Origin of the sequence: Comamonas sp. B-9 (assembly GCF_000410635.1) — a bacterium.
Classification (GTDB): Bacteria; Pseudomonadota; Gammaproteobacteria; order Burkholderiales; family Burkholderiaceae_C; genus Comamonas.
This window is the reverse complement of the sequence record NZ_KE148679.1, coordinates 70,179-80,672: the sequence shown is the minus strand read 5'-3', so window position 1 is coordinate 80,672 and position 10,494 is coordinate 70,179. Positions and strand designations below refer to the sequence as shown.

The 10,494-nt window shown below is 66.3% G+C and carries 11 protein-coding genes; 10 read left to right on the top strand and 1 reads right to left on the bottom strand.

From position 1 onward, the window contains the following. Positions 1–25: 25 nt before the first annotated feature. Genes H928_RS0125300 through H928_RS0125255 form a run of 10 tightly spaced genes read left to right on the top strand, consistent with a single transcriptional unit; the run spans position 26 to position 9,303 of the window. Complete coding sequence (locus H928_RS0125300; protein ID WP_021029007.1) at positions 26–1,201, top strand: acyl-CoA dehydrogenase family protein; 1,176 nt, start codon at positions 26–28, stop codon at positions 1,199–1,201. A 59-nt stretch (positions 1,202–1,260) separates the two neighbouring features. Further along, on the top strand, positions 1,261–2,892 hold the full coding sequence (locus tag H928_RS0125295; protein WP_021029006.1) for a benzoate-CoA ligase family protein: 1,632 nt from the start codon (positions 1,261–1,263) through the stop codon (positions 2,890–2,892). 44 nt (positions 2,893–2,936) lie between these two features. Continuing rightward, positions 2,937–4,121: an ABC transporter substrate-binding protein gene (locus tag H928_RS0125290; RefSeq protein WP_027011409.1), complete on the top strand. Its 1,185-nt coding sequence runs from the start codon at positions 2,937–2,939 to the stop codon at positions 4,119–4,121. Between the two features lie 3 nt (positions 4,122–4,124). Continuing rightward, positions 4,125–5,045 carry a branched-chain amino acid ABC transporter permease gene (locus tag H928_RS0125285; RefSeq protein WP_021029004.1) on the top strand — a complete coding sequence of 307 codons (921 nt, stop codon included), beginning with the start codon at positions 4,125–4,127 and terminating at the stop codon, positions 5,043–5,045. Next, positions 5,038–6,048, top strand: a complete 1,011-nt coding sequence (locus H928_RS0125280; RefSeq protein ID WP_084635964.1) for a branched-chain amino acid ABC transporter permease — start codon at positions 5,038–5,040, stop codon at positions 6,046–6,048. The genes H928_RS0125285 and H928_RS0125280 overlap by 8 nt, the downstream gene beginning before the upstream one ends. Before the next feature lie 11 nt (positions 6,049–6,059). Next, entirely contained in the window at positions 6,060–6,824 is a 765-nt protein-coding gene (locus H928_RS0125275) for an ABC transporter ATP-binding protein (RefSeq protein ID WP_027011408.1), read from the top strand. After that, positions 6,824–7,534, top strand: a complete 711-nt coding sequence (locus tag H928_RS0125270) for an ABC transporter ATP-binding protein (RefSeq protein WP_021029001.1) — start codon at positions 6,824–6,826, stop codon at positions 7,532–7,534. The genes H928_RS0125275 and H928_RS0125270 overlap by 1 nt, the downstream gene beginning before the upstream one ends. A gap of 1 nt (position 7,535) precedes the next feature. Beyond that, positions 7,536–7,991, top strand: coding sequence for a thioesterase family protein (locus H928_RS0125265; protein WP_021029000.1), 456 nt, complete (start codon positions 7,536–7,538; stop codon positions 7,989–7,991). A 27-nt stretch (positions 7,992–8,018) separates the two neighbouring features. Beyond that, complete coding sequence (locus H928_RS0125260; protein ID WP_021028999.1) at positions 8,019–8,417, top strand: RidA family protein; 399 nt, start codon at positions 8,019–8,021, stop codon at positions 8,415–8,417. A gap of 7 nt (positions 8,418–8,424) precedes the next feature. Further along, positions 8,425–9,303: an alpha/beta hydrolase gene (locus tag H928_RS0125255; RefSeq protein WP_021028998.1), complete on the top strand. Its 879-nt coding sequence runs from the start codon at positions 8,425–8,427 to the stop codon at positions 9,301–9,303. Positions 9,304–9,340: 37 nt separating this feature from the next. Here H928_RS0125255 and H928_RS29900 read toward each other — a convergent pair whose 3' ends face one another. Beyond that, positions 9,341–10,477: a phospholipase A gene (locus tag H928_RS29900; protein ID WP_021028997.1), complete on the bottom strand. Its 1,137-nt coding sequence runs from the start codon at positions 10,475–10,477 to the stop codon at positions 9,341–9,343. Positions 10,478–10,494 lie beyond the last annotated feature (17 nt).

Sequence of the window (10,494 nt, the reverse complement as noted above, 5' to 3'; positions counted from 1 at the left end):
AAGCCGCAATTCCAGGGGAACTGACATGGCCGACACCCGTTACCTGCAGTGGCCGTTTTTTGAGCCGCGCCACGCGCAGCTGGCGCAGGCGCTCGATGCCTGGGCTGCCCAGCATGTGGCCCATGTGCACAGCAGCGATACCGACGGCGATTGCCGCAGCCTGGTGCAGGCGCTGGGCCAGGCGGGCTGGCTGCGCCATGCGGTGGCCGGCGAGGCGCATGGCGGCGTAGCTGCGCAGATCGACACCCGCGCCATCTGCCTGGTCCGCGAGACCCTGGCGCGCCACAACGGCTTGGCCGACTTTGCGTTTGCGATGCAGGGGCTGGGCTCGGGTGCGATCAGCCTGGCGGGCACGGAGGCGCAGAAGGCGCGCTACCTGGGCCGAGTGGCCCGGGGTGAGGCCATTGCGGCCTTTGCGCTGTCCGAGCCCGATGCCGGCTCGGACGTGGCCGCCATGGCCTGCGCGGCCCGCTTGGACGGTGACCACTATGTCATCGACGGCGAAAAAACCTGGATCTCGAACGGCGGCATTGCCGACTTCTATGTGGTGTTTGTGCGCACTGGCGAGGCGCCAGGCGCGCGTGGTATCTCGGCGTTGATCGTTGACGCCGACACGCCCGGCCTGGAGATTGCCGAGCGCATCGATGTGATCGCGCCGCACCCGCTGGCGCGGCTGCGCTTCAACGGTTGCCGCGTGCCGGCCAGCCAGCGCATTGGCGCGGCGGGCGAGGGCTTCAAGCTGGCGATGCGCACCCTGGATGTGTTCCGCACCTCGGTAGCGGCCGCCGCGCTGGGCTTTGCGCGCAGGGCAATGGATGAGGCCTTGCAGCGCGCCACCAGCCGGCGCATGTTCCAGGGCGTGCTGGCCGATTTTCAGCTCACCCAGGCCAAGCTCGCACAGATGGCCACGCAGATCGACAGCGCCGCGCTGCTGACCTACCGCGCCGCCTGGCAGCGCGACCAGGGCCAGAGCGTGACCAGCGAGGCGGCGATGGCCAAGATGACCGCTACCGAGAACGCGCAGCAGGTGATCGATGCGGCGCTGCAGATGTGGGGCGGGCTGGGTGTTGTCAGCGATCAACCGGTCGAGCGCCTGTACCGCGAGATCCGCGCGCTGCGCATTTACGAAGGGGCGACCGAGGTGCAGCAGCTCATCATCGCCCGTGAGCTGCTCAAACAAGTGGCGCCCGCTGCGCCTTGACCATTGCCGAGGACCTGGACGCCGGTCCTGGTTTCCTCCTTCAGCCTGGAGTTTGCGAGATGTCTGCCACGCCCTATACCGCGCATATCGACCGATTTGCCGCCAAGCATCTGCCGCCGCCCGAGTTGCAGCCCGACTACCTGTTCGAGCTGCCCGAGCTGCAGTTCCCCGAGCGCCTCAACTGCGCCGCCGAGCTGCTGGACCGCCATGTGGCCGAGGGCCGGGGCGAGCGCCTGTGCCTGCAGGCCCAGGGTGTGCGCTGGACCTATGCCGAGCTGCAGGCCCAGGCCAACCGCATTGCCAACGTATTGACCGCCCAGATGGGCCTGGTACCCGGCAACCGCGTGCTGCTGTGCGCGCCCAACAACCCGATGATGGTGGCGAGCTGGTTTGCCGTCGTCAAGGCTGGCGGCATTGCGGTGGCTGCCATGCCGCTGCTGCGCGCCAAGGAGCTGGGCACCATCATCGAGATTGCCCAGATCAGCCATGCGCTCTGCGATGCGGCCTTGCTGGCCGAGGTGCAGGCAGCGCAGGCCGCCAACCCGCGCTTGCAGGCTGTGCGCTATTTCAACGGAGCTGGCCTGCCGGCAGCGCAGGCGCTGGAGCCGCTGATGGCCCAGGCCTCGCCGCATTTCGACACCGTGCAGACGGCGGCGACCGACACCTGCCTGCTGGGCTTTACCTCGGGTACCACAGGGGTGCCCAAGGCCACGATGCATTTCCACCGCGATGTCATGGCGGTTTGCGCCTGCTGGCCGCGCCATGTGCTGCGGGCTGCGCCCGATGATGTCTTCATCGGCAGCCCGCCGCTGGCCTTTACCTTTGGCCTGGGCGGCCAGGTGCTGTTCCCGATGGCGATTGGTGCCTCGATGGCGCTGCTGGAGAAGGCCGGACCGCTGCAGCTGGTCGATGGCATCGAGCAGTTTGGCGCCACCGTGGTGTTCACCGCGCCGACCTCGTACCGCGTGATGGCCCAGCAGGGCGAGCGGCTGCGCCAGACCCGGTTGCGCAAATGCGTATCGGCCGGCGAGGCCTTGAATGCCTCGACGCGCGCGCTGTGGAAAGCTGCCACCGGCATCGAGATCATCGACGGCATCGGCTCGACCGAGATGCTGCATATCTTTATCTCGCACCGTGAGGACGAGGCCCGGCCCGGCGCCACCGGCCGCGCCGTGCCCGGCTACCGCGCCAAGGTGGTCGATGAGCAGGGCCAGGAAGTGCCGGCCGGCACGGTGGGCAAGCTGGCGGTGCAGGGCCCCACCGGCTGCCGCTACCTGAACGACAGCCGCCAGACCCAGTATGTGCATGCGGGCTGGAACCTGACCGGTGACGCCTATGTGATGGATGCGGACGGCTACTTTGTCTACCAGGCCCGCACCGATGACATGATCATCTCTTCGGGCTACAACATCGCCGCGCCCGAGGTCGAAGACGCCTTGCTCGCGCATGCGGCGGTGGCCGAATGCGCGGTGATTGGCCTGCCCGACAGCGAGCGCGGCCAGATCGTCAAGGCCTTTGTGGTGCTGCGCCCGGGCTTTGCGGCGGACGCGGACATGGTCAAGACCTTGCAGGATTTCGTCAAAAGCACGGTGGCGCCCTACAAATACCCACGGGCCCTGGATTTTGTCGCGCAGCTGCCGCGCACAGCTACGGGAAAACTACAACGGTTTCGGCTGCACAGCCCGGCATAGTAGCGGCTCGGCAAATTTTTACGTACTTCAACCAGGGAACCAGCATGAAGCCTCATCTCTTGCATCGCAGTCTTGTCAGTCTGTCCATCGCGCTGCTCTGCGCCAGCAGCGCCAGTGCCGCCGACCAGGTCAAGGTGGGGTTGCTGAGCACCTTGTCGGGCCCCGGCGCCGGTCTGGGCACCGATATCCGCGACGGCTTTCAGCTGGCCGTCAAGCACATGAACGGCAAGATCGGCAACCTGCCCGCCGAGGTGGTGGTGGTCGATGACCAGCAAAACCCCGAGGTGGCCAAGCAGACGGCCGAGCGCCTGCTCAAGCGGGACAAGGTGGATTTCATGACCGGCACCGTGTTCTCCAACGTGATGCTGGCCGTGGGCCCGGCGGCGTTCCAGAACAAGACCTTCTTCATCAGCCCCAATGCCGGTCCCTCGCAGTACGCAGGGGCCCAGTGCAACCCGTATTTCTTCAATGTCTCGCAGCAAAACGATGCCTTGCATGAGGCAGCGGGCCAGACCATGCAGGACAAGGGCTTCAAGCGTGTGGCGCTGATCGCGCCGAACTACCCCGCAGGCAAGGACTCGATCGCCGGCTTCAGGCGCTTCTACAAGGGCGAGATCGGCATGGAGACCTATACCTCGCTGAGCCAGCTGGACTATGGCGCGGAGATCTCCAAGATGCGTGCGGCCCAGGTCGATGGCGTCTATATCTTTCTGCCCGGTGGCCTGGGCGTGAACTTCATCAAGCAGTTTGTCGGGGCCGGACTGTCCAAGGACATCACCTTGTATGCGCCGGGCTTCTCGGCCGATGAGGACGTGATCCGTGCGGTGGGCGACTCGATGCTGGGCACCTTCAACACCTCGCAGTGGGCGCATGACCTGGACAATGCTGCGAACAAGAAGTTTGTCGCGGACTTCCAGAAGGAGTTTGGCCGCAGCCCCTCGCTCTACGCCTCGCACGGCTATGACGCCGCCCGCCTGATGGACGCGGCGGTGCGTGATGTCAAGGGCAAGCTCGATGATAAGGCGGCCTTGCGCAAGGCCATCGAGGCGGCCAAGTTCGAGTCGGTGCGGGGCAGCTTCAAGTTCAACAGCAACCACTTTCCGGTGCAGGACTATTACCTGCGCGTGGTGAGCAAGGATGCGCAGGGCAAGCTGACCAACCGCACGGTGGGCACGGTGTTCAAGAACCACCAGGATGCCTACGTCAAAGACTGCAAGATGCCCTCCTGATCGATGAACACCATCCTGATTCTTGAGCAGACGCTCAACGGCCTGCAGTTCGGCCTGATGCTGTTCCTGCTGGCCGCTGGCCTCACGCTCGTGTTCGGCATCATGGACATGATCAACCTGGCCCATGGTTCGCTCTACATGATCGGCGCCTACCTGGTGGCCAGCCTCAGCCAGGCCACCGGCTCGTTCTGGCTGGGCCTGGGCCTGGGGGTGCTGGCCACGGTGCTGGTGGGCGTGCTGCTGGAATACACGATCCTGCGCCGCCTCTACCACCGCGACCACCTGTCGCAGGTGATGGGCACCTTTGCCATCTTGCTGATGAGCAACGAGATCGTGCGCATCATCTGGGGCGCGCAGCCGCTGATGCTCAACCCGCCCGCCGCGCTGGCTGGGCCGGTCCAGTTGATGGATGGTTTCTCCTATCCGGCCTACCGGCTGCTGATCATCGGCGTGGGCCTTGCCGTGGCTTTGCTGCTGTGGCTCCTGGTAACCCGCACGCGCTTTGGCATGCAGGTGCGCGCGGGCGCGGCCAACCGCGAGATGGCGACTGCCATGGGCGCCAATGTGCGCTGGCTGTTCACGCTGGTGTTTGCGCTGGGCGCTGCGCTGTGTGCCGTGGCGGGCGGCATGCTGGGCCCCCTCCTCGCGGTGCAGGTGGGCATGGGCGAGAGCATTCTGATCCTCGCCTTTGTGGTGATCGTCATTGGCGGCATCGGCTCGATCCGCGGCGCGCTGCTGGGCGCCTTGCTGGTCGGCCTGGTCGACACCGCCGGCCGCACCCTCGTGCCCTTGTTGTTTGACAAGGCCATGGGCCCCGAGGTGGCAGCCAACGCCGGCCCGGCCGTGGCCTCGATCCTGATCTATGTGCTGATGGCTGCCGTGCTCTTCACCAAACCCCAAGGCTTGTTTCCCGCCCATGACTGACACGACCGCCCCCCGACCCGCCTCTGCGCAGGCCATGCAGGCCACGCAGCCCAGCGTCTTCGACCACCGCTTGCAGCCGCGCTGGGCATTGCCGCTGTTGGCGCTGCTGATCGCCTTTCCGCTGATCGCCCAGGCGACGGGTGAAGAGTTTTACATCGGCGTGGCCAGCCGTGTGCTGGTGTTTGGCCTGGCCGCTGCCAGCCTCAATTTCATCCTCGGCTTTGGCGGCATGGTGAGCTTTGGCCATGCGGCCTTTGTCGGCCTGGGTGCCTACACCGTGGGCCTGCTGATGCAGCAGGGTGTGACCTCCGCCTGGCTGGCCTGGCCGCTGGCGATGCTGATGGGTGCGGCCTTTTCGCTGCTGGTGGGCGCCATCAGCCTGCGCACCCAGGGCGTCTACTTCATCATGATCACCCTGGCCTTTGCGCAGATGCTGTACTACCTGATCATGTCGTTCAAATCGCTGGGCGGTGATGACGGCCTGTCGCTGCCCAGCCGCTCGGAGATTGGCCTGGGTCTGGACCTGGGCCAGGACGCGACCTTCTACTACGTGGTGCTGGCGCTGGTCTGCATCAGCATGCTGCTGATGGCGCGGGTGCTGAACGCCCGTTTTGGCCATGTGCTGCAGGCCATCAAGGAAAACGAGACGCGCATGCAGGCCATCGGCTTTCCGGTCTACCGCTACAAGCTCGTGGCCTTTACGTTGGCTGGTGCCTTTGCCGGGCTGGCAGGCGCGATGCTGGCCAACCAGGGCAGCTTTGTCGGCCCCGGCATGCTGCAGTGGACCCAGTCGGGCATCCTGCTGATCATGGTCATCTTGGGCGGTGTCGGCCATCTCTATGGCGGCCTCTTGGGCGCGGCGGTGTTTTTGCTGCTGGAAGAAGTGCTGGCCGCCTACACGGTGCACTGGCAGCTGGGCCTGGGCGCCGTGCTGCTGATCGTGGTGCTGGTGGCACCCAATGGTTTGCTGAGCCTGCGGCGCGGCATGTGGAGCAAGCGATGAGCACGGCCAAGATGCCAACCCCTTTGTTGCAGGTGCAGAACCTGGTCAAGCGCTTTGGTGGCCTGACGGCCACCGACCATGCCAGCTTTGCGGTGCAGGCCGGCCAGATCCATGCCTTGATCGGGCCCAACGGCGCGGGCAAGACGACCTTGATCCACCAGCTGTCGGGGGCGCTCGCGCCCGATGAAGGGCAGATCCTGTTTGCTGGTGAGGCGGTGGAGCGCAAGCCCATGCCCGCGCGGGTGCAGGCCGGCCTGGTGCGCTCCTACCAGATCACCAGCATCTTCAAGCGCCTGACGGTGCTGGAGAACATTGCACTGGGCGTGCAGGCACGCGATGGATCGAGCTGGCGCTTTTGGCGCCCGGCACGCAGCGAGAGCGCGCGCTATGCGCAGGCCGCCGAGGTGGCCGAGCGCGTGGGCCTGGCTGCGCAGTTGCAGCAAACCGCCGGTCTGCTGGCACATGGCGAGCAGCGCCAGCTGGAGGTGGCTTTGGCGCTGGCCACGCGGCCGCGCATGCTGCTGCTCGATGAGCCGATGGCGGGCATGGGGCCGGACGAATCCGAGCGCATGGTGCAGCAGCTGCTGCAGCTGCGCCAGGACACGACGATCCTGCTGGTGGAGCACGACATGGACGCGGTCTTCCGCCTGGCCGACCGCATCTCGACGCTGGTGTTTGGCAAGGTGATCGCGACGGGCACGCCCGATGAGATTCGGCGCAACCCGGATGTGCGGCGCGCCTACCTGGGCGATGAAGCCGCAGAGGAGGCCGCCTGATGAGCACTTTGCTGGAAGTGGACGCACTGGAGACCTGCTACGGCAGCAGCCAGGTGCTGTTTGGCATCCATCTGCGCATGGCGGCGGGCGAGGTCGCGACCTTGCTGGGGCGCAATGGCATGGGCAAGACCACCACGGTGCGCAGCCTGCTGGGCATGACACCGGCATCGGCGGGCAGCGTGCGGTTTCGGGGCGAGCGCATCGAGCACCTGCCTGCCGACCGCATCGCCCGCATGGGCATGGCCGTGGTGCCCGAGGGCCGGCAGATCTTTGCCAACCTGACGGTGCAGGAAAACCTGCAGGCCTTTGCGGCCAACCGCAATGCCTCGGACAACCCCTGGTCGCTGGACCGTGTCTACCAGCTGTTCCCGCGCCTGGCCGAGCGCGCCGGTAACCCGGGCAACCGGCTCTCGGGCGGCGAGCAGCAGATGCTGGCCATTGGCCGGGCGCTGATGACCAACCCGCATCTGCTGATCCTGGACGAGGCGACCGAAGGCCTGGCGCCGCTGATCCGCGAGGAGATCTGGCAGTGCCTGGCGGCCTTGCGCGCGCAGGGCCAGGCGATTTTGGTGATCGACAAATACGTCAAGCGGCTGATGGCGCTGGCCGACCAGCACACCTTGATCGAGCGCGGCCAGGTGGTATGGCAGGGCAGCTCGGCCCAGCTGGAGGCGCAGCCCGCGCTGTGGCAGCGCTATATCGGGGTCTGACATGGCAGCCCTGACCTGGCCTGAGGCCGGCCCCGTTTTCCGCGTGGCCACCGGCATCCGTTTTGCGCAGTGCGATCCGGCCGGCATTGTGTTTTATCCGCAGTACCTGGTGCTGTTCCAGTCGCTGGTCGAGGACTGGTTCAACCAGGCGCTGCACCACCCCTATGCCCAGATGCTGGGGCCCGAGCGCACGGGTCTACCCATCGTGCATCTGGCCTGTGATTTTCGTGCCATTGCCCGCATGGGCGATGCGGTGCAGCTGGAGCTGGCCGTGCTGCGGCTGGGCAGCCGCTCGCTGCAGCTGGCGCTGCGCTGTGTGGGCGACGATGGCCAGGTGCGGGCACTGGCCCACCAGGCGCTGGTGTTCACCAGCCTGGACAGCCATGAGGCCATCCGCATACCGCCAGCCATCCACCGCCGCATGGCGGCCTGGCTGGCCGGTGAGCGTTTTCAATAATGCTTGGTTTTTAGAAGGAATCGTCTCATGCAAGTACTACTTCCCCAGGGCTGGCCCCGGCCCAAGGGCTATGCCAATGGCGTGATGGTCAGCGGCCGGCAGATTTTTGTCGCCGGCATGATCGGCTGGGATGCGCAAGGGGTGTTCCACACCGACGACCTGACCGGCCAGGTGCGCCAGGCGCTGCAGAACATTGTGGCGGTGCTCGAAGAGGGCGGCGCCCGGCCCGAGCATATCGTGCGCATGACCTGGTACATCACCGACAAAGAGGCCTATATGGCCCAGCAGGCGGAGATCGGCAAGGCCTACCGCGAGCTGATCGGCAGCTTCAACGCCGCGATGACCGCAGTGCAGGTGGTGGCCTTGATCGAGGACCGCGCCAAGGTGGAGATCGAGGTCACCGCCGTGGTGCCCGATGCCGGCTGAACCGGCCATGGCTGTGCCCGGACCTTTCAAGATGTACCGCGATTTTGAATCGCAGGCGCAGATTGATGCGCAGTACGACCCGCTGCGCCCGGTGGCCGACCCGGCTGCCGCGCGCCAGCATTTTGCCGAGCGCAGTGCCCAGGCGCGTAGGGGGCTGCGCTGCACGCTGGATGTGCCGTTTGGCCCGACTCTGGCCGAGACGCTGGATATCTTCCCGGCCGAGGGCGGCGCGGCGGCGCCCGTGTTTGTCTATCTGCATGGTGGCTACTGGCGGGCCAACACCTCCAAGGAGTTCAGCTGCGTCGCCTTCGGCCCGCAGGCGCTGGGCTTTTGCACCGTGGTGGTGAACTATGCCTTGTGCCCGCAGGTGAGCATTGACGAAATCGTGCGCCAGTGCCGCGCCAGCCTGGCCTGGGTGCTGCGCCATATCGAGGCCTATGGCGGCGACCCGGCAAGGGTGGTGGTGGGCGGGCATTCTGCTGGTGGCCAGTTGGCTGCGATGTGCCTGCAAACGCGCTGGGAGCGCGACTATGGCCTGCCCGATGACCCGCTGCGCGGCGCGCTGCTGATCAGCGGCCTCTACGATATCGCGCCGCTGCGCTACAGCTACCTGCAGCCGCTGATCCAGCTCGACGACGGGCTGGTTGCGCGCAACTCACCCCCGTTTGCGGCCAGGCGCTGCGCCACCCCCATGCACCTGGTCTGGGGCGGGCGCGAACAAAGCGAGTTTGAGCGCCAGTCGCGGCTGATGCACAGCGCCTGGCAGGCGGCAGGCAATGTGGCCGAGCAGGCGGCGCTGCCCGGCTGCGACCATTTCACGGTGCTCCATGGGCTGGAGGATCCGCAGTCGGATCTGTGCCAGCGCCTGCTGCGGCTGTCGGCCTAGATCCGCTTGGAAAACGTCTGCCGAGCAGACGTCCTGTTTAGAAGTCCAGCAGGCTGAAGCCCAGCGAGAACACCGTGCGCTTGTAGTTGTAGTCGATCAGGCTGTCACCATAGCCGTGGAAGAGCTGGGCATGCAGGCGCAGGTTGCTCTTGCCGCCCATCCAGCCATCACCCAGGGTGTGCATCCATTCGACGCGGCCGGAGCCCTTGCCATGGCCGTTGAGCGAGCCGCGTGCGGTCACGCCCATCCAGTTGCGCTGGTTGACGTTCCAGCCCAGTTTCAGCTCGCTGCGGCCGATGTAGTTCTGGATATTGGGGTTGTTGTCGTCTTCCGCGCTCTCGTTGATGCGGTGCCAGATCTTGGCCTGCAGCTGCCAGCGGTTGTCCAGCTCAAACCCGGTCATCAGGTAGGTGCGGTTCCAGCTGCGCGAGAGCGGGTCGCTCTGGCCATTGGACTGGTGCTCCAGGCCAATGCCGCTGTAGCGCCAGCGCCAGCCAAAGGGCAGCTGGGCGGTGGTCGGGTAGACGTAGAAGATCTCGGGCTGGTGGTCGGTCGTGCGGAAGGGGCGCGAGAGGTCCGAGTTGAACCCCTGCCAGTAGGACAGGCCGGTGTAGCCAATCCACAGCGAATCACGCAGCTTGCCATTGGGGTCGGTGAGCAGGTTTTGCGCCAGCTTGGTGCGCACCGACAGCTGGATGCGCATCTCCTGACGCTGGTAGTCGGTCTCGGTGGTGGCCGAATTGACCGGGTTGAGCGAGCTGGGCTGGCGGTTGACCTTGTCGCCGACAGCCACCGACACCGACAGTGGGCGGTAGCCACGGAAGCTGAACTGGCCGCAGTCGGTGCCCGCTTCCAGCTCCCAAAAGCGTGACATCTCGGTGTAGGCATCGTCGCGGCAGCCGCCAATCGGGGCGGGCGCATCGGCGGCGGCGAGGGCGCCAGCTGGCGGGGTCAGGCCGACCATGGCGTTGGCCGAGGCGGCAGGGGTGCTGGCTGCGGGCTGCGCCTGTTGGCTGAGCTGGGGCTGCTGCGACTGCTGCTGCGCCCATTGGTCAAAACAGGCCAGGCGGGCGGGGCCGTCGCTGAGCGCCGTGCACTGCTGCCACACCGTGGCCGTTGTGGCGCTGGCGCTGGCAGGGGTTTGCGCAAAGCTGCCCAGCGGCAGACCGGCCATCAGCAGGCTCCCCCCCC